Source organism: Paenimyroides marinum (assembly GCF_900108395.1).
GTDB lineage: Bacteria > Bacteroidota > Bacteroidia > Flavobacteriales > Flavobacteriaceae > Flavobacterium > Flavobacterium marinum.
Map to the genome: position 1 here is coordinate 52,264 of NZ_FNXE01000009.1, position 25,612 is coordinate 77,875.

The 25,612-nt window shown below is 33.8% G+C and carries 29 protein-coding genes; 15 read left to right on the forward strand and 14 right to left on the reverse strand.

Annotation, left to right across the window (positions count from 1 at the left end; genetic code table 11):
• Nucleotides 1-110 precede the first annotated feature (110 nt).
• A complete protein-coding gene (locus BLW20_RS04745; RefSeq protein WP_091096907.1) occupies nt 111-1,352 on the forward strand; it encodes a DUF445 domain-containing protein in 1,242 nt (413 codons plus the stop codon).
• Between the two features lie 31 nt (nt 1,353-1,383).
• On the opposite strand, the gene porT is transcribed toward BLW20_RS04745, so the two are convergent.
• The 3 genes from porT to ribD form a co-directional block, all read right to left on the reverse strand.
• Complete coding sequence (porT, locus tag BLW20_RS04750) at nt 1,384-2,097, reverse strand: type IX secretion/gliding motility protein PorT/SprT (protein ID WP_091096909.1); 714 nt, start codon at nt 2,095-2,097, stop codon at nt 1,384-1,386.
• A 3-nt stretch (nt 2,098-2,100) separates the two neighbouring features.
• Nucleotides 2,101-2,829, reverse strand: a complete 729-nt coding sequence (ubiE, locus tag BLW20_RS04755; RefSeq protein ID WP_091096911.1) for a bifunctional demethylmenaquinone methyltransferase/2-methoxy-6-polyprenyl-1,4-benzoquinol methylase UbiE — start codon at nt 2,827-2,829, stop codon at nt 2,101-2,103.
• Nucleotides 2,830-2,901: 72 nt separating this feature from the next.
• Nucleotides 2,902-3,939, reverse strand: a complete 1,038-nt coding sequence (gene ribD, locus BLW20_RS04760; protein WP_091096913.1) for a bifunctional diaminohydroxyphosphoribosylaminopyrimidine deaminase/5-amino-6-(5-phosphoribosylamino)uracil reductase RibD — start codon at nt 3,937-3,939, stop codon at nt 2,902-2,904.
• A 30-nt stretch (nt 3,940-3,969) separates the two neighbouring features.
• On the opposite strand from ribD, the gene prmC reads away from it, so the two are divergent.
• Both prmC and hisS read left to right on the forward strand, forming a co-directional pair.
• A complete protein-coding gene (prmC, locus tag BLW20_RS04765; RefSeq protein WP_091096915.1) occupies nt 3,970-4,827 on the forward strand; it encodes a peptide chain release factor N(5)-glutamine methyltransferase in 858 nt (285 codons plus the stop codon).
• 175 nt (nt 4,828-5,002) lie between these two features.
• Nucleotides 5,003-6,376: a histidine--tRNA ligase gene (hisS, locus tag BLW20_RS04770; RefSeq protein WP_091096917.1), complete on the forward strand. Its 1,374-nt coding sequence runs from the start codon at nt 5,003-5,005 to the stop codon at nt 6,374-6,376.
• Between the two features lie 125 nt (nt 6,377-6,501).
• Here the strand turns inward: hisS and BLW20_RS04775 are convergent, their stop codons facing one another.
• The 5 genes from BLW20_RS04775 to BLW20_RS04795 form a co-directional block, all read right to left on the reverse strand.
• Nucleotides 6,502-6,945, reverse strand: a complete 444-nt coding sequence (locus BLW20_RS04775; protein WP_091096919.1) for a carboxymuconolactone decarboxylase family protein — start codon at nt 6,943-6,945, stop codon at nt 6,502-6,504.
• 67 nt (nt 6,946-7,012) lie between these two features.
• Complete coding sequence (locus BLW20_RS04780; protein WP_091096921.1) at nt 7,013-7,588, reverse strand: Crp/Fnr family transcriptional regulator; 576 nt, start codon at nt 7,586-7,588, stop codon at nt 7,013-7,015.
• A gap of 2 nt (nt 7,589-7,590) precedes the next feature.
• On the reverse strand, nt 7,591-8,139 hold the full coding sequence (locus tag BLW20_RS04785) for a dihydrofolate reductase family protein (RefSeq protein ID WP_091096923.1): 549 nt from the start codon (nt 8,137-8,139) through the stop codon (nt 7,591-7,593).
• A gap of 87 nt (nt 8,140-8,226) precedes the next feature.
• On the reverse strand, nt 8,227-8,805 hold the full coding sequence (locus BLW20_RS04790) for an RNA polymerase sigma factor (protein ID WP_091096925.1): 579 nt from the start codon (nt 8,803-8,805) through the stop codon (nt 8,227-8,229).
• A 1-nt stretch (nt 8,806) separates the two neighbouring features.
• Nucleotides 8,807-9,901 carry a glycosyltransferase family 2 protein gene (locus BLW20_RS04795; protein ID WP_091096927.1) on the reverse strand — a complete coding sequence of 365 codons (1,095 nt, stop codon included), beginning with the start codon at nt 9,899-9,901 and terminating at the stop codon, nt 8,807-8,809.
• Between the two features lie 68 nt (nt 9,902-9,969).
• On the opposite strand from BLW20_RS04795, the gene BLW20_RS04800 reads away from it, so the two are divergent.
• The gene (locus tag BLW20_RS04800; protein WP_091096929.1) at nt 9,970-10,707 is read left to right on the forward strand and encodes a hypothetical protein; all 738 of its coding nucleotides are present in this window, start codon (nt 9,970-9,972) and stop codon (nt 10,705-10,707) included.
• A gap of 18 nt (nt 10,708-10,725) precedes the next feature.
• On the opposite strand, the gene murB is transcribed toward BLW20_RS04800, so the two are convergent.
• Together murB and recF are read right to left on the reverse strand one after the other, a co-directional pair.
• Nucleotides 10,726-11,736, reverse strand: coding sequence for a UDP-N-acetylmuramate dehydrogenase (gene murB, locus BLW20_RS04805; protein ID WP_091096931.1), 1,011 nt, complete (start codon nt 11,734-11,736; stop codon nt 10,726-10,728).
• Between the two features lie 41 nt (nt 11,737-11,777).
• The gene (gene recF, locus BLW20_RS04810; RefSeq protein WP_091096966.1) at nt 11,778-12,863 is read right to left on the reverse strand and encodes a DNA replication/repair protein RecF; all 1,086 of its coding nucleotides are present in this window, start codon (nt 12,861-12,863) and stop codon (nt 11,778-11,780) included.
• A gap of 116 nt (nt 12,864-12,979) precedes the next feature.
• Between recF and BLW20_RS04815 the strand changes: the two genes are divergently transcribed.
• From BLW20_RS04815 to BLW20_RS04855, 9 genes are all read left to right on the forward strand, one after another.
• Nucleotides 12,980-13,753, forward strand: a complete 774-nt coding sequence (locus BLW20_RS04815; RefSeq protein WP_091096933.1) for a tetratricopeptide repeat protein — start codon at nt 12,980-12,982, stop codon at nt 13,751-13,753.
• 2 nt (nt 13,754-13,755) lie between these two features.
• Entirely contained in the window at nt 13,756-14,244 is a 489-nt protein-coding gene (gene ribH / locus BLW20_RS04820; protein WP_091096935.1) for a 6,7-dimethyl-8-ribityllumazine synthase, read from the forward strand.
• Nucleotides 14,245-14,361: 117 nt separating this feature from the next.
• Entirely contained in the window at nt 14,362-14,886 is a 525-nt protein-coding gene (locus BLW20_RS04825; protein ID WP_091096937.1) for a hypothetical protein, read from the forward strand.
• 47 nt (nt 14,887-14,933) lie between these two features.
• A complete protein-coding gene (gene priA, locus BLW20_RS04830) occupies nt 14,934-17,384 on the forward strand; it encodes a replication restart helicase PriA (protein WP_091096939.1) in 2,451 nt (816 codons plus the stop codon).
• A 295-nt stretch (nt 17,385-17,679) separates the two neighbouring features.
• Nucleotides 17,680-18,021 (forward strand): 30S ribosomal protein S6, encoded by a 342-nt coding sequence (gene rpsF, locus BLW20_RS04835; RefSeq protein ID WP_091096941.1) that lies wholly within the window; start codon nt 17,680-17,682, stop codon nt 18,019-18,021.
• Between the two features lie 5 nt (nt 18,022-18,026).
• Entirely contained in the window at nt 18,027-18,323 is a 297-nt protein-coding gene (gene rpsR / locus BLW20_RS04840) for a 30S ribosomal protein S18 (RefSeq protein ID WP_091096943.1), read from the forward strand.
• 69 nt (nt 18,324-18,392) lie between these two features.
• Complete coding sequence (gene rplI / locus BLW20_RS04845) at nt 18,393-18,833, forward strand: 50S ribosomal protein L9 (protein ID WP_091096945.1); 441 nt, start codon at nt 18,393-18,395, stop codon at nt 18,831-18,833.
• Between the two features lie 85 nt (nt 18,834-18,918).
• On the forward strand, nt 18,919-19,494 hold the full coding sequence (locus BLW20_RS04850; protein WP_317039271.1) for a methylated-DNA--[protein]-cysteine S-methyltransferase: 576 nt from the start codon (nt 18,919-18,921) through the stop codon (nt 19,492-19,494).
• A gap of 3 nt (nt 19,495-19,497) precedes the next feature.
• Nucleotides 19,498-20,451 carry a helix-turn-helix transcriptional regulator gene (locus tag BLW20_RS04855; protein WP_091096947.1) on the forward strand — a complete coding sequence of 318 codons (954 nt, stop codon included), beginning with the start codon at nt 19,498-19,500 and terminating at the stop codon, nt 20,449-20,451.
• A 27-nt stretch (nt 20,452-20,478) separates the two neighbouring features.
• Here the strand turns inward: BLW20_RS04855 and BLW20_RS04860 are convergent, their stop codons facing one another.
• Nucleotides 20,479-20,946: a DinB family protein gene (locus tag BLW20_RS04860; RefSeq protein WP_091096949.1), complete on the reverse strand. Its 468-nt coding sequence runs from the start codon at nt 20,944-20,946 to the stop codon at nt 20,479-20,481.
• Nucleotides 20,947-21,116: 170 nt separating this feature from the next.
• Here BLW20_RS04860 and BLW20_RS04865 point away from each other — a divergent pair, with 170 nt between their 5' ends.
• The gene (locus tag BLW20_RS04865) at nt 21,117-22,010 is read left to right on the forward strand and encodes a lysophospholipid acyltransferase family protein (protein ID WP_091096951.1); all 894 of its coding nucleotides are present in this window, start codon (nt 21,117-21,119) and stop codon (nt 22,008-22,010) included.
• A 69-nt stretch (nt 22,011-22,079) separates the two neighbouring features.
• Here the strand turns inward: BLW20_RS04865 and BLW20_RS04870 are convergent, their stop codons facing one another.
• From BLW20_RS04870 to BLW20_RS04880, 3 genes are read right to left on the reverse strand one after another with little or no spacing between them, the layout of a single operon-like run.
• Nucleotides 22,080-22,844 carry an META domain-containing protein gene (locus tag BLW20_RS04870; RefSeq protein WP_091096953.1) on the reverse strand — a complete coding sequence of 255 codons (765 nt, stop codon included), beginning with the start codon at nt 22,842-22,844 and terminating at the stop codon, nt 22,080-22,082.
• 57 nt (nt 22,845-22,901) lie between these two features.
• Nucleotides 22,902-23,297, reverse strand: a complete 396-nt coding sequence (locus BLW20_RS04875) for an ExbD/TolR family protein (protein WP_091096956.1) — start codon at nt 23,295-23,297, stop codon at nt 22,902-22,904.
• Nucleotides 23,278-23,991 carry a MotA/TolQ/ExbB proton channel family protein gene (locus BLW20_RS04880; protein ID WP_091096958.1) on the reverse strand — a complete coding sequence of 238 codons (714 nt, stop codon included), beginning with the start codon at nt 23,989-23,991 and terminating at the stop codon, nt 23,278-23,280. The genes BLW20_RS04875 and BLW20_RS04880 overlap by 20 nt, the downstream gene beginning before the upstream one ends.
• A 124-nt stretch (nt 23,992-24,115) precedes the next feature.
• Between BLW20_RS04880 and BLW20_RS04885 the strand changes: the two genes are divergently transcribed.
• Entirely contained in the window at nt 24,116-25,336 is a 1,221-nt protein-coding gene (locus tag BLW20_RS04885; protein ID WP_091096960.1) for a bifunctional folylpolyglutamate synthase/dihydrofolate synthase, read from the forward strand.
• The last annotated feature ends 276 nt before the right edge of the window (nt 25,337-25,612 follow it).

Below are 25,612 nucleotides of genomic sequence, written 5' to 3' on the forward strand. Positions count from 1 at the left end.
TGTTGTAATCTTACACAGTAAATCTACAAAATTTTTTGAAAGCAAATAATAACAACATTTTTGATAAAATTTTTGAGTAAAATTGTAAATTCATACAAACAAAAATAGTTATGGACGAACAGTTAAAAAAAGAACGGCTTAAAAAACATAAATTATTAGCAACCGGATTGTTTATTTTAATGGCGGTGATATATTGTGTAATGATGTATCTTTTAAAACACCATTCGCAAAAGTGGATGGAGTATATACGTGCCTTTTCAGAAGCCGGAATGGTTGGTGCTTTAGCAGATTGGTTTGCAGTCACTGCTTTGTTTAAATATCCTTTGGGTATTAAAATTCCACATACTAATTTAATCACAAATAATAAAGATGCCTTGGGTGAAAATTTAGGCAGTTTTGTCAGCAATAATTTTTTAACAACCGATACAATTCGTCCGTATATTGATAAACTATCGGTAAGTGAATACTTAACAGGTTGGCTATCTAAAAAAAAGAATATTGAACTTATTCATGCAGAATGCAGTAAAATAATTGAACAGATTGTTGATAATTTAAATGACGAGTCAATTGCCGAATTTTTGGCTAAAAAGGGGTTTGAACTTACTGCAGAAATCAGACTTGAAAAATTAGCCGCAACATCGCTTCTTTATCTTTTAGAGCAAAATGAACACGACCGACTTTTAAATATCATTTTGCCACAGGCACAGCAATATGTTGAAAATAACAGAGAATTGATTTATAAAAAAGTTGTTGAAAAGCAACCTGTTTTGGGATTGATCGGCGGAAAATCGGTTACTAATCAATTAATTTCGGGTATTACCACGTTTTTACAAGAAATAGAACGAAATCCGGAGCATGATATCCGCAATGCTCTTACCGTGAAATTATATCAGATTGTTGAAGATTTAAATGAAAAAGATGGTTGGCACGATAAATTTGATCAAATTAAGAACGAATTTATTACCAAGGAAAAATTGTACGGTTATACAAAAGATATCTGGTTGCGTTTAAAAGAAGACCTGGTGTTAAAACTTCAGGATGCCGAAGGAATGATTAACCAATACATCAGACAAAATATAGATTTAATGGTTCAAAGATTTAAAGAAGATGAAGAAATGCAGCAGAATATCGACAAATATGTTCGGCAGTATGTCTATAAAATGGTGCTGAAAAACAGTAACGAGGTAGGAACGATCATTACCAATACCGTTCAAAAATGGGATGGCAATGAGTTAAGTGATAAATTAGAATTAGAAGTTGGAAAAGACTTACAATTTATCCGAATTAACGGTACATTGGTGGGTGGTTTGGTTGGCTTGTTAATACATACACTCACACAATTATTTTTGTAATGATGTATAAAATCCGGAATATTTCTAACTATTAATGAAATGTAAAGTTAATAAACAATCCTCGTGTTTTCATAGATTCTATATCGCCTGTCCACGGGCTGTTAGGGTTCTTATCACGGATCAGCTCATCTTGTAAACCAAATACTCCACGAATAGATGGCGTAAATTTAAAATGTTCAAAATAAAAGTCAATTCCTAAGCCTAATTCATAGTTTGAAGTCCATTTTTTCATTCTAAAACGCCCCTGGTAATTATCTTCTTTAGATGTTTCGTTACTGCTTAAATTCAATGATTGAGATAATCCGGCTAAAATATACGGACGGATATTTCCGGCACGTAATGCGGAGAATTTTAATAATAGTGGAAAATGGATATATGTAGAAGATACATTGCGTATGCGTTGATCCGGGTTTTCGATATGCGGGTAAATCAAATTTCTTTTAGTGTAATATAATCCCGGTTCAAAACGTAAATCTAAATATTCCATTAAGCGTAAATTTCCAACCAACCCCACATTAAATCCAAAAGTAGGTTCCACCAGAATTTCATTGCTTCCGTTTTTTTCATAAAAACTTTTAGAATAATCAAACTTAAAATTATAAGAGCTGAATCCTAAAAAATAACCATAATGTACACGTTGCTGATCCCAGTCCTGCTGGTTTTTATATGGATTTTTACCAAACATTCCCTGTGCAAACGTATTTGCAGTTAAAAGTAAACAAAAAGCAATAAACAGTTTTTTCATATTTTATTTTGATGCCGAATAAATGGTTGCCACGCCCATTGTTTGCGGATTGTGTTTAACATTTTTAAACCCAACAGTTCTTAAAATGCCGTTTAAGGTTTCTCCGTAAGGGAAATTCTTAGCAGATTCAGAAAGATATTCATACGCTTTCTGATCTTTTGAAAACAGCTTACCCATTAAAGGCATAAGGGTTTTCATATAAAAATTATAACCTTGTTTGTACGGAAACTTTGTTGGAACCGAGGTTTCTAAGATAACAAAAATTCCATTAGGTTTCAACACTCTTAAAATTTCTGCTAAACCTTTTTCCAATGTTTCAAAATTGCGTACACCAAAAGCAACGGTAATTGCATCAAAAGTATTGTCCTGAAAAGGTAAATTTTCAGAATCGCCCTGAATCATTTCTATTTTATCCTGTAATCCCAAAGCTTTTACTTTTTCTTTGCCTACCTCAAGCATACCTGCCGATAAATCTAAGCCCACAATGCGTTTGGCGTTTGATTTTGATAGTAAAATAGCTAAATCACCCGTACCTGTTGCAATATCCAAAATAGATTCAGGCTGGGTGTCTGTCACCATTTTTAAAACATTTCGTCGCCAACCTTGGTCAGTTCCCAAAGAAATCATTCGATTTAAATTGTCGTAATTTCCCGAAATAGTGTCAAACATTTGTTCAACTTGCTGTTTTTTACCTAATTCAGAATCTTTATACGGATTGATTTGATCTGCCATTTTTAATGAAATTTTTACAAATATAGGGATATTCGCAAAAAGGGTATTTGTTTATTTGACTTGATTTTCTCTTTAATGGAAACTTTGATTTTTTTTATAAACCCACACACAGTCTTCTTCAATTAAAACCGATGTTGTTTTTTGAAAATCCATTAGTTTCGGAGCAAAAATTCCTTTATTCAAGATTACAGAAGTTTTAAAAACACGGGCTTCGTCCCAGATTCCGGCATCAATAAACGATTGCAAAGTCTGTCTTCCACCTTCAATAATAACGGATTGCAGGTTTTGTTCAAAACAAAAATCGCAGATTTCCTGAACCATATTTTTAAAAGGAATCACAACATCTTTTTCCGATTTTTTGATTTTGGTAAACCGATACGTTGGTGCTTCCTCGTTTAAAATCTGAAACGAATTGTCGATTCCATTATTTGCATCGATGAACAAACGCACCGGATTTTTTCCTTCCCAACTTCGGGTAGTCAAACTTGGATTATCGTCCAAAACTGTTTGTTTTCCAACCAAAATAGCCATTTCTTCACTACGCCATTTGTGGGTTAATTGCCGGGAATAGGCATTGGATAACCAAACCGGCTCATGCTTGTCTTTTTCTATCGGAGCGATAAAACCATCGGCAGATTGTGCCCATTTTAAAATAATATACGGTCGTTTTTTTAAATGAAATGTAAAAAAACGTTTATGTGATTGTTGGCATTCTTTTTCCAAAACACCTGTGATGACTTCAATGCCGTTATCTTTCAAAATTTGAATGCCTTTTCCGGCAACTTTTGCAAACGGATCCACACAGCCAATGACTACTTTCGGGATTTTTTTTTCAACAATTAAGTTGGCACAAGGAGGTGTTTTTCCAAAATGACTGCAAGGTTCTAAGGTAACGTACAAAGTACTTTCATTTAACAATGCTTGATTTTTAACCGAATTTATGGCGTTAACTTCTGCGTGCGAACCTCCAAAAGCCGAGGTATAACCTTCGCCAATTATTGTATCTTTGTAAACAATTACAGCACCTACCGACGGATTGGGCAAGGCATTTGCCAAACCAATTTTCGCCAGTTGCAAGGCACGCTGCATATATTGTTTGTAAACAGACATAAAAAAGATTTTTTACAAAATTAAGAAAAGATGACGGTAAACGGCTATAAAAAACGATTTCTAAACCAACTTCCTGCTTTTTATGATGAAACAGAACGTTTGAGTTTGTTTTATCTTTCAATGGAATTTGTGTTGAATTTCAATAAAACCGATTGTGTTTTGAATGGAAATGAATCAATTTCTATTGAAAATCAGCAACAAATAGACGAAGTTTTCAATCGTTTACAAGATAATGAACCCATACAATATATCACACAACAAGCGAATTTTTACGGTTACAAATTTAAAGTCAGTCCCGCAACGTTGATTCCGCGTCGGGAAACCGAAGAATTAGTCGAATGGGTTTTGTCTGAAATGAAAAATGAACCACAAAAAAAATGGAGGGTTTTGGATATTGGCACCGGTTCGGGTTGTATTCCCATAACCATAAAAAAGGAATTTCCTTTGGCAGAAGTTTTTGCTATCGATGTTTCCGTGGAAGCTTTGGCTGTTGCTAAGAAAAATGCGGAAAACTTAAATGTACCAATTACTTTTATTGAACAAGACATTTTAACAACCGAGTATTTGGATTCCTATGATATCATCATTTCCAATCCGCCTTATGTTAGAAATCTGGAAAAAGCCGAAATAAAAAACAATGTGTTGCATTACGAACCGCATTTGGCACTTTTTGTAGAAGACAATGACCCGCTGATTTTTTATCGAAAAATTACGCAATTGGGTCAAAAAAGCTTAACAGAAAACGGAATGTTGTTTTTTGAAATCAACCAATATTTAGGAAATGAAATGAATGAAATGGTTTCAGAATATTTTAATATGGTTGAATTAAGGAAAGATTTACAAGGAAATGAACGGATGATGAAGATAGAGCGTTCAGTAATCAGGTAACAGCTTTTCAGATTTATGACTTTAAAACTTTACAACATTCAGACTATAACTACTATATTTGCATAAACTAAAAGTCCTGCAAGGTCTATATGACCTTGTAGGTATCAATTCAAAAGAAAGCCTACAAGGTTTCAAAAACCTTGCAGGATACTTGATATAAAAAACAAAAATTAAAATGGCACAAAAACCAAGCATTCCAAAAGGAACCCGCGATTTTTCCCCGCTTGAAGTAGCAAAGCGTCAATATATCATTTCCACCATTAAAAAACATTTTGAACTGTATGGTTTTCAACCGATTGAGACACCGTCGTTTGAAAATTCTGAAACCTTGATGGGAAAATACGGCGAAGAAGGCGACCGTTTGATTTTTAAAATTTTAAATTCCGGGGATTATTTAGTAAAAGCTGACGAAACGCTTTTAAAGGAAAAAAACAGTTTGAAATTAACGGCTCAAATATCCGAAAAAGCGTTGCGTTACGATTTAACCGTTCCGTTTGCCCGATACGTGGTGCAACATCAAAACGAATTAGAATTTCCGTTTAAACGTTTTCAGATACAACCTGTTTGGCGTGCAGACCGTCCGCAAAAAGGTCGTTTTCGCGAGTTTTACCAATGCGATGCCGATGTGGTCGGGTCAAAATCGTTGTGGCAGGAAGTGGAATTGGTGCAGTTATACGATGCTGTTTTTACCGATTTAAAAGTAGAAGGCGTTACCATAAAAATCAACAACAGAAAAGTATTGTCGGGAATTGCCGAAGTAATCGGGGCAAGTGACAAACTGATTGATTTTACCGTTGCTTTGGACAAATTAGATAAAATTGGCGAAGACGGCGTTAAAGCAGAAATGCTGGCTAAAGGAATTTCGGAAGAAGCCTTGGTTAAAGTACAGCCGTTGTTTAATTTTTCAGGCTCATTGTCGGATAAATTGCAACAATTACGTGATTTATTGGCAACTTCGGAAGAAGGAACAAAAGGAGTCGAAGAATTGACGTTTATCTGCGAAACCGTTGAGGAATTAGGCTTGAAATCAGCAAAACTGAATTTGGATGTTACTTTAGCGCGCGGATTGAATTATTACACCGGTGCGATTTTTGAAGTTGCTACACCCGAAACCGTAAAATTAGGTTCGATTGGTGGAGGTGGTCGTTACGATGATTTGACAGGAATTTTCGGTTTGAAAAATATGAGTGGTGTTGGTATTTCTTTTGGTTTAGACAGAATTTATCTGGTTATTGAAGAACTGAATGTTTTTCCAGAAACCGTTTCAAATGTTACCGATGTGTTGTTTTTGAACTTTGGCGATAACGAAGCTAAATACTGTTTAAAAGTTATTCGTGAGTTGCGTGAGGCTGGTATTAATGCCGAATTGTATCCCGATAAAGCTAAAATGGCAAAACAGTTTCAGTTTGCCGAGAAAAAGGGAATCAACTATGCAGTAATTGTTGGCGAAACGGAAATGCAACAGAATATATTTGCCTTGAAAAATCTGAATTCGGGAGATCAGCAAAATGTTGATTTAGAAGAGTTGATACAAATTTTATTGAAATAAAAGAGATTGTCTGAAGTAAGCCTTGTCAAGCTGAACTTGTTTCAGCTTCTCATATTATTTGTGAAATATGGATGAGATCCCGAATCAAGTTCGGGATGACAATTACTATTTTCAGACAAACTTTTTTAAAATTCTCCAACCTGCAAATGCGTGCTCACTGCAATTCTGTTCCAGGCATTGATGGTTACAATTGCCATAATAATTTGGGCAATTTGCTCTTCTGTGAAAAATTCAGTTGCTTTTTGATAGGTTTCATCGCTCAATCCATTTTTGTGAATAAGTGTAATTTCCTCTGTCATTGTTAATACGGTTTGCTCTTCTTCCGTAAAAAGATATTTTGCCTCTTTCCATGCACTCAGTAAAAATATACGCTGATTGGTTTCGCCATTTTTTAAGGCATCTTTGGTATGCATATCAATACAATAGGCACAAGAATTAATTTGCGAAGCCCGAATTTTAATTAATTCTTTCAGTGTTTTAGAAAGAGCTGTACTTGCCAGATAAGTTTCTAACTCAAGCATAGCTTTGTACGCTTGTGGTGCTGTACTAATGTTGATGCGTTTTGACATGATTTCTTGTTTTTTAAATTAATGATACAAAGTTGATAAACAGTTCGCTGTAAAAACTTAAACTGGTTTAAGAAAAATGTTTCTTTCTGATTTCACTCAGATACTCTGGAGTGAAGCCCAAAAATGAAGCAATGAGATATTGTGGAACTCGCTGTACAAATTCAGGGTATTTTTTAACCAACTGAAAATAGAATTCGTCTTTAGAATAGGAAAAGATGTATTTTATACGCATTTGTGAAGCTGCGTAGGCACGTTGGTAAATAAACCTGAAGTATCGTTCTAACACAGGGAATTGAGCTAACAATTGTTCCTGATTTTTTTGGGTGATGACCAATATTTCAGATGTTTCAACAGCCTGAATATAAAAGCCGGTTTTTAGCTGATGTTCATAAGCCAGATTGTCTGTAAGCCACCAGTTTTCGATCGCAAATTCGGTAGTTTGCTCTGTTCCTTTTTCGTTGATGAAGAATTTGCGTAAAACACCTTTCAAGACAAAATAATGTTCTTTACAGATTTGTCCTTCTTCCAGCAGGTTTTCTTTTTTACGTATCGTTCTAATCTCAAAAAAAGAAAGAATTTCAGCAAATTCGGAATCACTAATGGTTATGAATTTATCTAAATGAGTTTTGAATAGTTCAAACATTTTTAGTCTTTTACAGGTTCGTAGATAAGTTGGACAACTCCCGATTTAAAAGTATTGGTTTCGGTTAGTTTTAAATTTAGGCGTTTGGTAAGGTTTTCAAACAAAGGTTTTCCTGTTCCCAAAGCTACGGGATGAACCGATATTCTGTAAACATCAATAAGGTTCAACTCTATAAATGTGTGGATAAGTTTGGCACCGCCATAAAGCCAGATGTCTTTTCCGGGCTGGGTTTTAATTTCATTAACTTTATCAGTAATCTTAGAAGTAATAAAAGTTGCTTTTTCATCGTTTCTGTTCTGACCTGAAAAAACATATTTTTCTTTTGAATGTATATTTTTCCAAAATTCAGTTTCTGCTTCATCAGCATCTGTATCTGGTTGGAAATTTCCCCACGAATCATAGCTTACCCTGCCGTAAAAGATGGTATCTATGTTTGAAAGGAAATCGTTAAAATCCATATCATCGTCTATAATACACCAGTCAATTTCGCCGTTAGAACCTTCGATAAATCCGTCTAAGGTTACTGCTAAATCTAAAAGTACTTTTCTCATTTTTCAACTTGTTTTGATAGTTCAAAAATAAGCAACAAATAGGTCAAATAATGTCGTTTTAAAAATTGAAATTCTTTTTTGAGAAAATTAGAATTCCTGTTGATTTTCGTTCTTAATCAATTCTGTTAGTAATTTTTTGGCACGCAACAGTTTAATTTTAACGTTGTTTAGTGGTTCGTTGATGATTTCGGCAATTTCATTGTAACTCCGTTCCTGAAAATAGCGCAATTGTATAATTTGCTGGTAATGGGGTTTTAGTTGTTTAATACATCTTTTTAAGGTAACCAGATTTTGTTCGTAAATCAGTTGGTCTTCTATCGAATCGTCGTCTGCAATGGTTTGGAATAAATATTCGTCGTCATCGTCTAAATTCACAAATCCCGAGGCTTTTCTTTTCCGTATTAAATCAATATGAACATTTTTGGCAATGGTGATAAGCCAGGTATTGAATGCGAATTTTTCGTTGTACGAATTTAGTTTGTCAAAGGCTTTAGCAAAAGTTTCAATCGTAATGTCTTCGGTGTCGGTTTCGTTTTCCGTTCTTTTTAAAATAAAATGATATACTTCAGCCCAGTAAATATCCAATAAAGCCGTAAAAGCCGCTTGATTTCCTTGCTTGGCATTCTGTATAAGCGTTGCGATTTCTTTTGCTGATTTTTGTGCCACTTTACGATTTTGATTTTTTGAACAGATTGGTTAAAAATAACTGAATTTGCATAAAGATATAAAACAAATCGAACAAAGGAAAATAAAAAACAAGATCCTTGTATTGGAATTTTTTCGCTGCTTTGGCAAAAATAATCCACGAAATAATATAACGTAGCACAACAATCGCTAAAGTAACATACCAATATTCTATGGTTGCAAACGATGCAATTGCTGCCACAAAGAATAGAAACTGAAAAAGGTTGAACAGCTTTATTTTAATTGCTGCGGCTCCTTTTAAGTTAGATAAAAGCTGTAATTGTTGTTTTTTAAAATCCTTAAAATCTTTACGGTTTAACGATTCAACTTCAATCATTGCTTCGTTGTGCTCACAAATGGTCGTATTTTTTGATGTTGACGCATCGTTTATAAAATATTCGTTCATGAACAAAGGTTTCTGCATGTGGCTGATGAATCCGTTTACTTTGTAGAATTCTTCTTTTTTAAACGCAATCTGTTGTAAGTTCGAGCTGTAAGGTTTACTGATTTTTGTCCAAGCCAGTGATTGCATCTGTTGCATGGTATGGAAAAATCGGAATAATTTATTAAAGAATCCTTTCTTTTTGGTATAAAAAAAAGAGCCTAAAATAATGGTTTTATTTAATGTGAAATACGATGTTAACTGAACCAGCCAATTGTTAGAATGTATTTTTTTATCGGCATCAATACAAACAATATATTCGTATTTACTTGCTTTTACACCCAAAGTAACGGCGTATTTTTTATTGCCCCAAAAAGTTTCGTTGTTTACCACATCAACAATTCTGATGTTTGGATACATTAGCGCATATTCTTTAATCAACTGTAATGTGTCGTCGGTAGAAGCATTGTTTACCAAAACCAGTTCAAACTGGTGGTAATTTTGATTTAATAAAACGGGTAGTAAATTACGCAGTTCATTACAGTTGTTTTTAGCATAAACAATCACCGAAACAGGAATGCGTTTGGCATTGGTTTCATGTGGTTTGCCAAATACAGATCCGGCAAAAATGCCTAAATAATAAACAAGCAGAATAATAAATAAACCGGCTAAAATATAAAGTAATGTTAGTGCCATAGTGTGTTTTAAATTACTGCAAAAATACTTTAAATGATGACAGAAACAACTAACTTTGCAAACAAAAAATGAAACAAATAATTTTACTATTACTTTTTTTAATTTCAAGTAATATGAAAGCTCAAGGAATGTTAACAAAATTTGGCATTAATCAAGCTAATAAATCCTTTGTTCTAGGTTATTATGAGAAAGAAGGTAGAGAATTAGCAACTATTCCTATGCTTCACGTAAACAAGCCTGAATTTTATGAGATGACTAAGCGTAAAATAGACAGTTTGCGAAATGATGGCTTTGTTGTTTTTTATGAAGGAATCAATTCTGATGTTACCGATTCGTTACAATTAGATGTTTTGATGAGGAAATTTCGTCAAGTTACCGGTTTTGCTTTAATGGATTATATGGATGATGAAAATGAAGCTTTTAAATCTTTACAACAAAAGAAATTTGTTTCGCAAACAGATGTAGATTATGGTGTGAATGTTGATACTGACCACCACGCAGATTTATATCTGGAACAAATGATAGAAATATACGAAGAACATTACGGCGAAATTGTACTGACCGATTGTGATTATAAAACAGGTTTGGGTAAGAAATATAAATGTGCAAAAATCGATGAAAATAAAGAATATTATCTTTTAAACGGACTAAGAGATGCTCATGTATTAGATGAAATAGAAAAATCAACAGCAAAGAAAATCGTTTTGGTTTACGGACGCATCCATATTATGGACCTGCATAGTAAAATTCAGAAAAAAGGTTGGGAGCATCAAAGAGAAAAATCAGAACACGTAAGAAATTTTTAGAAAACAAGATTTATAACCTTAAATAATATTAACCTCAGGCAAAATAGAAATTTCAAATTTTTCAAAAACAGTTTGTTGTACAAAATAAGCCATATCAATTAATTCTTTCCCACTGGCATTGCCGTAATTTACTAAGACCAAGGCCTGTTTGGTATGTACGCCGGCATCGCCTTTTCTAAATCCTTTCAAACCAGCGTGTTCAATTAACCAGCCTGCCGGAATCTTGACTTCAGATTCATTTACGGGATAATGAGGAATATCCGGATTTTTTTCTAATAACGATTGGTACAAAGTTTTATCAATCACCGGATTTTTAAAAAAACTGCCGCTGTTGCCAATTTCTTTCGGATCAGGTAATTTTGACTGACGAATAGCAATCACTGCATTGCTCACATCTTTAATTGTTGGCTGTTCCACGTGCATGGTTTCCAACTCTTGTTGAATAGCTCCGTAAGATGTATGTAACAGATGAGGTGCTTTTTTCAGTTTAAAAGTAACCGCTGTAATGATGTATTTATCTTTTAACTGATGCTTAAAAACACTTTCACGATAACCAAATTTACAATCGGCATTGTGAAATGTTTCTACTTCTAAAGTCTCTAAATTCAAAGCTGTTAAGCTATGCATGGTGTCTTTAATTTCCACGCCGTAGGCACCAATGTTTTGAATAGGAGAGGAGCCTACTTTCCCGGGAATCAACGATAAATTTTCTAATCCGCCTAAATTTTGAGTAATCGTATAAAGAACAAAATCATGCCATGTTTCACCAGCTTGTGCTTCCATCCACACAAAATCCTCATTCTCATCAACCACGTGAATTCCCTTAGTATTTATATGCAAAACCAAAGCATCAACGTTTTTTGTTAACAGCATATTGCTGCCGCCGCTTAAAATAAAAAGAGGCAATTTTTGATTGTTTTCTTTAATAACATCTTTTAACTGATGAACTGTTGAAATTTCGATAAATTGTGTTGCAGAAACATCAATTCCAAACGTGTTGTAATTTTTTAAAGACTGGTTAAATTGCATAGCTGAATTTTTGTACAAATAAACAAAAAATGGATTTGTGTTTAGTTAGATATTTTAAAAATTTCGTAATCTAAATTAGTCGATTTTACAATCAATTCGGTTCGGTCTTCGTGCGTGTCGGTTATGAACAATTGCCCAAAAGTACTGTTGTTTACCATTTGAATGATTTGTTGTACCCGATCGGCATCTAATTTGTCAAAAATGTCATCGAACAATAAAATAGGTAATACGCCGCTTTGTTTTTTTATGAAATCAAACTGAGCCAGTTTTAGGGCAATCAACAATGATTTTTGCTGACCTTGTGATCCGTATTTTTTTATGGAATGTTCGTTAATTTCAAACAATAAATCGTCTTTGTGAATGCCAACTGATGTATATTGCAATACACGGTCTTTCTGTAAAAATTCATCAAAAAGTTCCAATAAGGGTTTGTTGTGCAGCTGGCTCTCGTATTTTATTTCAACCGTTTCACTATTTCCTGTAATCTGCTGATGGTATTTGGTGAAAATAGGATGAAATTCTTTGATAAACTCGTTGCGTTTTTGATAAATTTCGGTTCCCAATGTATGCAGCTGTTCATTGTAAATGGTCAAGGTATCGGTTTCAAAAACGCGGTTCAGGGCAAAATATTTTAACAAAGCGTTGCGTTGCGAAATAATTTTCTGATAGTGTATAATCTGTTGTAAATAAAGATTGTCTTGTTGTGAAATAACCAGATCAATAAATTTCCTGCGGGTTTCGCTTCCTTCTGAAATCAAATCCTGATCGCTTGGCGAAATCATCACTAATGGAATCAAACCCACGTGCTCAGCAAATTTATCATAGATTTTTCCGTTTCGTTTCAAAACTTTTTTCTGACCTTTTTTCAGACTGCAAACAATTTGTTCCCGTTTACTATTTTTGTTAAAAGATCCTTCTACCACAAAAAAATCTTCATTGTGCTTAATGTTTTGCAATGCAATGGGATTGAAATAACTTTTGCCGAATGCCAGATAATAAATAGCATCGAGCAGATTGGTTTTTCCCTGACCGTTTTTTCCCACAAAACAGTTTATTTTCTTGGTAAAAAAAAGCGTTTTTTCAGAAATGTTCTTAAAATTAAGGATATGTATTTGCTCTAAATTCACAAAAGCAGATTTATTTATTTGATTAAAAAGCAAATTTCCGAAAAATATCTAACAAATAGACTTTTAAATTTAGATAAAAATCCTATTTTTGCCGTGATTAAAATTCTTACATCATTATGGCAACATATAATAAAAGAGGGTATAAACCGGAAAAACCAAAGGTTGAAAAAGAAGAAAATGCACACCAGGCGGTATTAAACGACAAAAGCGATACGGCAGAAGTGTTTAATTCTTTAGACTCAACAGCTAATAAAATCGGTACTTGGTTTACATTAAACCAATCGAAGGTATTTTACGCAATTGGTGCTTTAGCCATTGCAACTGTTGGTTATTTTGTTTATGACAATTTTATTATGGAACCAAAGCAAGACGAAGCGGCTAACGATATGTTCCAGGCACAACAATATTATGAACAAGCAGTTAACGGACAAGCAACCGATTCATTATACAACTTAGCGTTAAATGGTGGCGAAGGTAAAATGGGCTTTTTAGGTATCATAAATGAGTACAGCGGAACCGATGCGGCTAATTTAGCACATTATTATGCCGGAACATCGTACCTTAATATGGGCAAGTTTAAAGAGGCAATTGAGCATTTAGAACAATTTAATTCTAAAGATTTGTTTTTAAAAGCAATGTCGTTGGGTGCAATAGGCGATGCGTTTGCCGAATTAAACCAACCACAAGAGGCTTTTGAATTTTACAAAAAGGCATCAGAACACACACCTAACGATTTTTCTACACCGCGTTACGCATACAAAGCAGGATTAATGGCGATAGAATTAGGCAAGAAAGAAGAAGCTTTGAAGTTGTTTACCAACGTAAAAGATAATTACAAAGGTTCTGTTGAAGCTGCTAATATCGATGTGTATTTAGGAATGGCTCAATAATTATGGCTACTGCAAATAAAAATTTATCAGAATACAACAAAGCCGATTTAATTGATGCCAGAAACTTGAAAATTGGCTTAGTGGTTTCAGAATGGAACGATAAAATAACCAATGGATTATTTCAAGGTGCTTATGATGTATTGATTGATTGTGGAGCTTTGCCCGAAAACATTGTAAGATGGAATGTTCCGGGTAGTTTCGAATTGATTTTCGGATCTAAAAAAATGCACGAAACCAAACAATTCGATGCAGTTATAGCAATAGGCTGCGTTATTCAAGGCGAAACCAAACATTTTGATTTTGTTTGCGAAGGTGTAACACAGGGTATTAAAGATTTAAATATTAAATACGATATACCAACTATTTTTTGTGTATTAACCGATAACAATGAACAACAATCAATTGACAGAAGCGGAGGTGTTCACGGAAACAAAGGAACCGAAGCCGCCGTTGCTGCACTAAAAATGATTGCATTAAACAAGAATATTTAAAAGCTCTGAATTTTCAGGGCTTTTATTTTATCTTTATCATTAATGTACCTTATAATATTAAAAGTCGGCTAAAACCTCACAGGTTTGCAAACTTGTGAGGTTTATAAATTAACAAAAATGTATAATAAAAAAGTTATATTATTGCTATTTCTTGGTGTGTTGTTTTATTCATGTAATAAACAATTTACCTATATAGAAAAGCCAAGTAGTAAAGATTATGGTAAGCTTTTTAATGATTTTAATGATCAATCGTATGTTTCTGTAGAACAGTTAAAAGGTCAGTTTTACAATTATGTACCGTGCGATTTTATTTATCACAAAAGTGTTATGTTTCAAGAAAATAAAGTAACGATAAGTTTAGGTGAAACAGAAACTTATGAAATAACTAAAATTTCTTTTAATAAAAACATTATGGAACATTTACTGACTGATGGTTATAACAATGGTACATTATTGAAGAAAAAGATTGACGATAAATTCTTATTTCGATTTCAAATGAATAATATTGACTATTTATTTTTAACTATTTCTATAAAAGATTTGAATAAATATCCTTTAATCATTCATAATTGTAAAAATGAAAAACAACCTGAAAGAGAATTTGAAGTTTTAGATTTAGAAGAAATGTGGAATAACAATTAAATAAAAAGCTCTGAAAATTTTCAGGGCTTTTATTTTATCTTTGTTCTATGGAATATTTTATAGATGTTGTTGTTCCTTTATCAATAGCAACTACTTTTACATACAGTGTAAATCAGGCGGAATTTATTTTTTTACAGCCCGGAATGCGGGTAGCGGTTCCGTTTGGAAAAAAAAAGGTTTATACGGCAATTGTTTTGTCAAAACACAATCAAAAACCGTCCGTCTATACTCCAAAAGATATTCTTACAATTATTGATGAACAACCCATTGTAACCACAAAACAACTCGATTTTTGGCAATGGATTGCTCAATATTATATGTGTGCCTTAGGTGATGTTTACAAAGCGGCTTTACCTTCGGCGTTTTTATTGGAAAGTGAAACCATCTTGAGTTTTAACAGCACACTGGTTGTTGATTTAAGTTCTTTGACCGATGATGAATTTTTGCTGTATCAAGCTTTTGAACAGCAACCTATTCTGCGCTTTGATGAGGTTCAGAAAATTCTAAACAAAAAACAGGTTTTTAATGTAATTGACGAATTGCTGAAAAAAGAAATTATTTTTTTAAATCAGCATATTCACGAGAAATACAAACCCAAGCTCGTTAAGTATGTTACTTTACACGATACCTATAAAGAAGAAAACGAATTAATCAACCTGTTAGATCATGAATTAAAAACGGAGAAACAACGTGCTTTGGTTTTAAAATATTTTCAATTAAGTACGCAAAAATCAACAATCGAATTAAAAGAATTATTAGAAAAAGCCGGAGTTTCAAAGGCTATTTATACCAATTTAGAAAAAAAACAGATTTTTGAAACATATTCTTTAGCAGAAGATCGGGTGCAGTTTAGCGATGCTTTTTTAAACGATATTCAGTTTACAGAACTGCAAAATAAAACCATTCAATCCATTCAAAATCAGTTTCAGCAGCACGATGTTGTTTTGCTGAACGCCGTGACAGGATCGGGCAAAACCGAAATATATATTGAACTGATAAAAAATGCTCTTCAAAATAACTCGCAGGTATTGTTTTTGGTACCCGAAATTGGCTTAACCACACAATTGGTCCAACGGTTAACGGCTTATTTTGGCAATAAAGTAGCGGTTTTTAATTCAAAATATTCAGAAAATGAGCGGGTAGAGGTATATCACCATGTTTTAAATGCGACCGAAAAAGCTCAGATTGTAATCGGATCTCGTTCATCTATTTTTCTTCCTTTTAAAAATTTAGGATTAATCATTGTTGATGAAGAACACGAAACCACTTACAAGCAGGTTGATCCGGCACCGCGATTTCATACAAGAGATGCGGCTATTGTTCTGGCAAAAATGTTCCATGCCAAAGTTTTATTAGGATCGGCAACGCCAAGTTTAGAAAGTTATTACAACGCTTATCAGCAAAAATTCGGATATACAGAGCTTTTACAACGATTTAAAAATGTGCAGTTGCCCCAAATAGTTTTGGTAGATTTAAAAGAAGCCCGTAGAAAAAAAGAAGTAAACGGTATTTTTAGTATGAAATTGATTGAGGCCATTACCGAAGCTTTTTATAATGGCGAACAAGTACTTCTTTTTCAAAACCGGCGTGGTTTTTCTCCTGTTTTAGAATGTTTAAGTTGTGGTCATGTTCCTTATTGTACCATGTGCGATGTGGGGTTAACGTACTATAAGCGTCAAAATTATTTAAAGTGCCATTATTGTGGCTACACCATGGCAATGCCTTCTAAATGTCATTCTTGCCACAGTCACGATTTAACGACAAAAGGTTTGGGAACAGAACAGGTAGAAGAAGCTTTGAAAAATATTTTTCCCAACAAAAACATTGCCCGGATGGATCAGGATACTACCCGGGGTAAATTTGCTTTTGAACGATTGATTGATGGTTTTAAAAACAGAGAAATCGATGCAATGGTAGGAACACAAATGCTTGCAAAAGGGCTCGATTTTGACAATGTTTCTTTAGTCGGAATTTTGAATGCAGACAATATGTTGAACTTTCCCGATTTCCGAGCTTATGAACGGGCATACCAGTTAATGGTTCAGATGGCAGGGCGTGCCGGTAGAAAAAACAAGCAGGGAAAAGTGATTATTCAAACCTATAATCCGTACCATAATACGATACAACAGGTTACCCAAAACGATTACAAAGGAATGTTTAAAGAACAAATGTATGAACGTTTAAACTTTAAATATCCGCCATTTTACCGGTTAATCCGCTTGCAGCTAAAACATCCCGATTATGAAAAAGTAAAAGAAGCATCGCAATGGTTGGCGTCAAATATGAAACAAAGCGTACAGGGAATTTTGGTTTTAGGTCCACAGGAACCATCAATAAACAGAATCCGTAATCAGTATATACAGGTTATTTTGATTAAGCTGCCAATTAATAAATCTGCCAATGCTTTAAAAAAAGCCATTCAAAAAAGTATCAACAGTTTAGAAACAATAGCCAAATTTAAATCGGTAAAAACAACCATAAGTGTTGATTTTTATTGAGATGTTTGATGGTGGGTGTTTATTTTTATTAACTTTTTAATATAGTTATATATGGGGTTTAAATTTGAAAAGCTGCAAATATGGCAAAAGGCTATGAGTTTTGGAGAAGATATTTATAAACTATCCTTATTACTTCAATCAGTGTGCACATCCCACACCTGGCACCCAGCATTCCACATCTAACTTCCTACACTTAACGTCTCACATCTTTCAAAAAAATCCTGAAACCATTTGTTATTTACAAAAAACTATCCTATATTTGCACCCAATTTTATAACAAATAAATATTTTTATTATGAATCATTATGAAACTGTTTTCATTTTGAATCCCGTTTTATCTGAAACTCAGGTAAAGGAAACAGTACAGAAATTCGAAGATTTTCTTGCTTCAAAAGGGGCTAAAATGATATCAAAAGAAGATTGGGGCTTAAAAAAATTAGCTTACGAAATTCAAAACAAAAAAAGTGGTTTTTACCATTTATTTGAGTACACTGTACCGGGTGATGCGATCATTGGTTTAGAAACTGAATTCCGCCGTGACGAACGTGTTATGCGTTTCTTAACTGTGACTTTAGACAAACATGCTGTTGCTTGGGCTGAAAGAAGAAGAGAAAAATTAAAAACTAAAAAAGCGTAATTATCATGTCAAATATTGAGCAATCTGCAAAAGGTAAAAAAGACGGAGATATCAGATATTTAACGCCTTTAAACATTGAAACTAACAAAACTAAAAAATATTGTCGTTTCAAAAAATCAGGAATCAAATACATCGATTATAAAGATGCTGATTTCTTATTGAAATTCGTTAACGAGCAAGGTAAAATCTTACCTCGTCGTTTAACCGGAACTTCTTTAAAATACCAAAGAAAAGTATCTGTTGCTGTAAAACGTGCACGTCACTTAGCTTTAATGCCTTACGTAGCAGATTTATTAAAATAATAAAAATAAAAAGTTGTTGGTTTCTGCTTGGCAGAACCTAACTTCTAAATTAAAAAAAAGGACAACAACATGGAAATTATCTTAAAACAAGACGTTAACAAATTAGGTTTTAAAGACGATATCGTAACGGTAAAACCAGGATACGGTCGTAACTATTTAATTCCTCAAGGTATGGCTGTATTGGCTACACCTTCAGCAAAAAAAGTTTTAGCTGAAAACTTGAGACAAAGGGCTCATAAAGAAGCTAAATTAATTGCTGATGCTAACGCAACTGCTGAAGCATTGAAAGCTTTAGAAATCAAGATTGCTGTTAAAGCTGGTGGTGAAAAATTATTTGGTTCAGTTACTAATGCTGATATTGCCGCTGCTTTAGAGTCTAACGGACAATCTATCGATAAAAAATACATTACTTCAGGTACCATCAAACGTTTAGGTAAATATGCTGCAAACGTACGTTTACACCGCGATGTAATTGTTGAATTACCTTATGAAGTAGTTGCTGCTGAGTAATTAGGTGCAAAATAACATAAACGAAAACCTTCTCATTTGAGAAGGTTTTCTTATTTTTAGGGATTAAATAAATCGAAGAAGCTCTGTGAAAACAATAATTTCAACCTGGAATGCACAACCACATTTAAAAGAGGTAATTTATATTGCAAGCACCGAAACGCCATTGGGCACTATGTGGATGGGTACCACTGATGAAGGTATTTGTTTTGCAGAGTTTTTTGACAGGATACATCTTGAAAAGGAATTACAAACCTTGGGCAATGTTTTCAAAGCAAAATATGTTTTAGAAGAAAATCATCGGTATTTGAAACAGTTGAAAAAGGAATTGGAATTGTATTTTAATCAAGGATTAACAGAATTTACTGTCCCAATAGTTCTAACCGGAACCGAGTTTCAACAAAAAGTATATCGTGCCTTACAGGAAATTCCGTACGGAAAAACGGCTACTTATAAGCAACAGGCAATAAAACTCGGCGATGTAAAAGCGATACGTGCGGTAGCAACAGCAAACGGCAGCAATAAACACGCAATTGTGATACCGTGCCACAGGATTATTGGCAGCGATGGTTCTTTGGTGGGCTATGCCGGCGGAAAGTGGCGAAAAAAAGTGTTGTTGCAATTAGAAAATGCACTGCCGAATAATCAATTGACTTTGTTGTAATTTATGAGTTCGTTAGATACCAAAAAGTTCAACCGCATTCTGAATATCTATGTGCAGTTGCAATCGCGAAATTGGATTACCGCACAACAATTCGCCAACAGATATGAAGTAAGCGTACGAACCATTTACCGTGACATGAAGGCACTAGAAAATGCTGGAGTTCCAGTTTATAACGAACCCGGAAAAGGGTTTGCTTTGGTTGATGGATACCGAATCCCGCCGACAATTTTTACTAAAGAAGAAGCAATGAGTTTTGCCATTGCAGAAAAACTGGTCGGCAAGTTTGCCGATAAAAAATTGAGCTTTGATTTTTCATCAGCCTTGCATAAAATGAAGGCTATTTTAAGAACCAGTGAAAAAGAAAATGTTGCATTGATCGAAGATCAATATCTGATATTTGATTCGTCGTCGTCTGAAAATTCTGAGGTTTTATCTGTTTTGCTGTCATGCATTGTTGAAAAGGTTCAACTCGAAATTTTTTACCAAAAACCTGCGTCAGACCAGGCCGAGAGACGATTGTTAGAACCCATTGGCATTTTTTACGAAAACGATTATTGGTACTTTATGGCATTTTGTTATTTAAGGAATGATTACCGTCAGTTTAGAATTGATAGGGTAAAGCAGCTAACTAAAACAATTACGTTGTTTAAAAATGAACACCAACCGTTAGAGTATTTTTTAAACCGGAAAAAAACTGTTGAAATTCCAAAAAATACTATTAAAATAGTTGTTCCCAGGAAAATGGCACATTATTTTAATTGGGACAAGAATTCGTATGGTTTTGTTTCAGATAAGGAAATTGACAGTCAGGTTGAAATGACCTTTGAAACATCTTTGAAATTAGAATATTTTGCCCGTTGGCTTTTAATGTTCAGTGATGAAGCTACTGTGGTTGAGCCGTTAAAATTAAAACAAATCATGGGGGATTTATTGCAAAAAGCATTAAATAGAATGTAAAAAGAGAGCTAATGCTCTCTTTTTATGTTAACGTTCCCAGAAAAAAGGCGGTTCAATAGTAAGACTTCTTAAATAAACGTATCCTTGTCCGCGATGATGAATTTCATTGTCAATAAAATACAAAATGTTTTGAATAATCGGGAATTTATATTCACCAAACAGGTTGAAATCTTCTTTAAAGCGTTCTTCTGAAATTTGTAAAAACAGGTCATTGATTTTTGGTGTAGCTTCGTCCCAGGCTTTCAATAAATCGGTTTTAGTTGTAAGAGCCAAATTGTGATTGTAACCTTCGGTAGAGTTTGTAACAATACCTTCTAACCCTGGAACTGCAATAGAAAGAAGCTCTTTAACCAAATCGGCAAAAGTACGCATGCCACCAATGCTGTATTCAAAAAGTTCTTTTTCAGGAAATGCTTCAATAACTCTTCTGGTTAATGCTCTGTGACCTTGCCAATGTTTTAATAGCTCTTCGTTTGTTAAAATGTTTGCTTTCATAATAATTGATTTACTTGTTATTTTTATTCAAAATTATGAGGCAGGTTTGACAACTGTATGTCGCAATAAAAAATATTTTTAATTTTTTATGGTAGAAATGTCTGTTAAAAACATCTTAAAAGAATTATTGTTAATGAAGGGATAGGCTTATCTTTGCAAAAAATTTCTTAATGAAATATCTTTTATTTATAGTTATTTATTCGGTGTTGTGGTGTATTTCGATACTGCCGTTCAGGTTGCTGTATTTACTGTCAGATGCCGTTTATTTTCTGGTTTATAAAGTCGTTAGATACCGTGTAAAAACGGTTCGGAATAATTTAGAACTTACCTTTCCAAATTTATCCGCTTCTGAAAGAAAGTCGATCGAAAAGAAGTTTTATCATCATCTGTGCGATTTATTCCTTGAGATGGTCAAAACCATTACGATCTCTCAAAAAGAATTAGATCAACGCTTTGTCTTTAAAAACGTGGAGCTGTTGAAAAACTATGAACAAAAAGAAAAAAGCATTATTTTAATGTTGCCGCATTACGGTAATTGGGAGTGGGTGATAGGTCTGGGGAAATTTCTTGACTTTAAAGGATTCGGAGTGTATAAAAAATTAAAAAACAAGTATTTTGATAAATTGTTCAGAGACATCCGTTCGCGTTTTAATGCCGAATTAATTTCTACACAAGAAACAACAGGCGTAATTCGAGAGAATCAAAACAAGGGATTGTATGGCGTGTATTTGTTTTTAAGCGATCAAACACCTTTGTTGCGTCCTAATCTGCATTGGGAATCCTTTATGGGAATTGAAGTGCCGGTGCACATGGGAGCCGAAGCGTTGGCAAGAAAATTAGACATGAACATTTTGTACCTGCAGATTGATAAAGTAAAACGCGGACATTACAAAGTTACTTTTTCTGAAATTACCAATGATATTAAAAATGAGCCAAAATACCGACCAACCCGTGTGTTTTTAGATAAAGTAGAAGAACAAATTAAAGCGGTGCCCGAATATTATTTCTGGACACATAAACGCTGGAAACATAAAGATCACAAAGACCAGTTTAAAACCAAATAAAAAAACGGAATCTATTTTTTTAGATTCCGTTTTTTTTAAAGTTTTATTTAATAATTCTATAGAAAGAAATTAGTGTTTTTTCTTCATTTTCATTTTCAATACATCACCTGAAAAAAGCTGTAGCTCATTATTAATGATTTTATAATTAGTGATTTTTGGCAGCTCGGCTAAGAATTCCTGTTCCATATTTTCGTGAACGCACATCATTCGCGTTACCGCAAGTTTAGAAAAACGTATTACATCGTTTTGAATAAAAATTCCACCATTAATACCGTTGCAACTTGCATTTCCTGTTACACGCTGTTCTTCGTCTTCAAATTCTAAATACGGTGTTTTAAGGTATTTGTTTTCAGGGATTTCATTTCCGTTAAAATGTGAAAGTTCCCATTTTCCCTGTAATTTTTTTGGAACGATATAATTTCCGCAACCGTTAAGGGTTAACGGATGGTCTTTTCCTGAAATTTCCACCTTTGTTTTAAACGAAAAAGTATTGTCAGACATTCCGTCTGAACATTCTTGTTGCGTTAACGTCAGTCTGATTTCATGGTTGTTATTTTCAGCAGTGATCAATTGTATATTGGCATCTTGAGCTTTCTCGATGTTATTTACAGGAAATACTTCCAGATTGTTATCTATATCTTTATACACAATAAAGTCAGTACCAACCTCAATATTCCAGAAAGGTTCTGTACCTAATCCTTTAAAATAAGGATCAAATGTTTTCTCATCAAATTTTTTTACCGGGTTGTTATCCACGGTCTGATTTTTACCTGATTTACAAGAAACCGTACATGCAATTAAAACAAGGAAAAATAGGAGTTGAATCTTTTTCATAACAAAAATTTTTACTCTAAGGTATAAAAAAAATCCGATCAACTGATCGGATTTTTTTTAATTTTTATTCGTAGCAATTACGAACTTCAGATTATTTTTTACCCCAATTTGTAAAACGTTTACTAAATCTTGCACCTGTAAATTGTAAGGAATCCGAACCACTACGGTTTGCGATTTGTCTTCGCCTAATTTAGCCAGCAAATGTGCTTCTAAATCTTCAGGGTTTACAGGTTCTTTATCAATAAAGAATTCTTTATTTTCGTTTACTGATAAAGTAATTAATTGCTTATTTGTTTTTTCTGTTGATTCTGCTTTAGGCAATGTCATTTTAATAACATTCGGATTTGCCAGGGTGGATATGATAATAAAGAAAAGCAATAGAAAAAACATGATGTCGCTTAACGATGAAGTTGCAACTTCAGCATGAAACCGTCTATTTCTCTTTATTGCCATTTGGTCGTTGTATTATGTTAATAAATTTTAAAATGATTTTTTGAGCCTGTAATGCAAAACCGTCTATTTTTCCATTTAACAAGTGATAAGCGGCATAAGCAATGATCCCCACAATTAATCCGGCACCACTACTGATCATTTTCTCATATAAACCACCTGAAATATTGGCGATACTGATGTTTTCTGTAATTGAAATGTTGTAGAAAATTTTAATAACCCCTGAAATAGTCCCAACGAAACCTAATGTTGGTGCAATACCGGCAATAGTTCCCAAATGGTTCATTTTCTTTTCCATGTGGGCAATTTCAATATTGGTTACCTTTTCCATATTCGATTCAATTTCCGCAATAGGTCTTCCAATAGTCAACAATCCTTCGTGTAAAACTTTAGATTCTGCAGTATCCTCGCGCTGAACCGATGCAATTGCCAAATCTAAATTACCCGAATTAAGTTGGGTGCTTATAGAATCCATTAAACCGGCACTTGTTCTTTGCGTGGCTTTTTTAATGAAAAGGTATCTTTCTATAACAAGATAAATGGTGTAAATGAACAAAATAACAATAGGTATCAAAAACACTCCACCCTTCATTGCAAACTCAAAAAGAGAAAGTTCCTTTGTTGTGGTAACGTTTTCTACAATGGCTTGTGTTGCTTGTGTTAAACTGTCAGGTGCAGCTTGCAAAAAAAATGTCATCATAAAGTTTTATTTAACGCTTAAAAAAATGATTTTTGTAGATTAATAGTTCAAACAATTATTTGTGCTAAATAATGAAAAAAATATCACATATTAAATTAATATAAAACAAAATTTGGTATTAATGGATTTGTATCAAAAAACGGTTGAATGGATGTACTCTCAACTGCCCCTTTTTCAGCATGTGGGCACGGTTGCTTTTAAAAAAGATTTAACAAATACGTTAAAATTAGCTGAACATTTAAATCATCCCGAAGATAAATTTCAATCGGTTCACATTGGCGGTACTAACGGTAAAGGCTCCACATCGTCTTTAATTGCATCGGTTTTACAAACGGCAGGTTATAAGGTGGGTTTGTACACTTCGCCACATCTGGTCGATTTTCGCGAACGTATCCGCATAAATGGTGAAGAAATTTCAAAAGATTTTGTGGTCGATTTTATAAAAAAGAACAGAACTTTTCTTGAAGAAAATCATTTAAGCTTTTTTGAAATGACCGTGGGCATGGCTTTTCAGTACTTTGCGGAACAAAAAGTCGATGTAGCCATAATTGAAGTGGGTTTAGGCGGGCGATTAGATTCTACAAATATCATCAATCCGCTTTTAAGCGTTATTACCAATATTGGCTGGGATCACATGAATTTGTTAGGAAACACGCTGGAAGAAATCGCTTTCGAAAAGGCAGGAATCATTAAAGAGAAAACGCCTGCTGTAATTGGTGAATTTACCACCGAGACCAAAAAGGTCTTTACAGAACAAGCTCAAATGAAAGAGGCACCCATTTATTTTGCTTCTACAATAGCAGATAGTACTGTGTTAGATTCCGATTTAAAAGGAAATTATCAGATTCACAATAAAAAAACGGCATATCAGGCGTTACAGTTATTAAAGAAACATTTTTCAATTTCTAATGATGGTATTATCAACGGCTTTTTAAACGTAGGAAAAAATACCGGTTTAAAAGGACGTTGGACGATTTTGTCTGATAAACCATTGATTGTTGCTGATACTGCCCATAATAAAAACGGATTAGAATTAGTGATGCAACAGGTACAACAGCAAAAATTTGATAGCTTATTTATGGTTTTTGGTGTTGTCAACGATAAGGATATAGATTCCATCTTGCCTTTTTTACCTAAAAAAGCTGAGTATTTTATAGCAAAACCTAACGTGTCCCGTGGTTTAGATGCCGATATTTTAAAAGAGAAGTTACAAGAAGCAGGATTTAAAGCAACCGTTTTTAACTCGATCACTCAAGCTTTGGAAAATGCAAGAGAAAGAGCAACCAAAAACGATATGATATATATAGGAGGGAGTACTTTTGTGGTTGCCGAGGTTATTTAAAGATGCAGTTTTAAGAAAAGTTTCATCATAGGAAGTTAAGCTCCACTCTGTAATTCTTTAGTTTATAGCGAAGTAAAAAAAGAATAGAAAAAAGGATAAAAAAGATTAGGAATTAACCGGAAAAGGAGGTTATCTTTGCACTCGCAATACAGAAATAACGTTCATTTAAAGATTAGTTAACACAAGAAAAATTAATAAAAATAAATTTGGATTGTAAAAAGAAAAGGTTGTAGTTTTGCCGTCCGTTTCAAGTAAGAAGGCAGCAAGGATACAGGA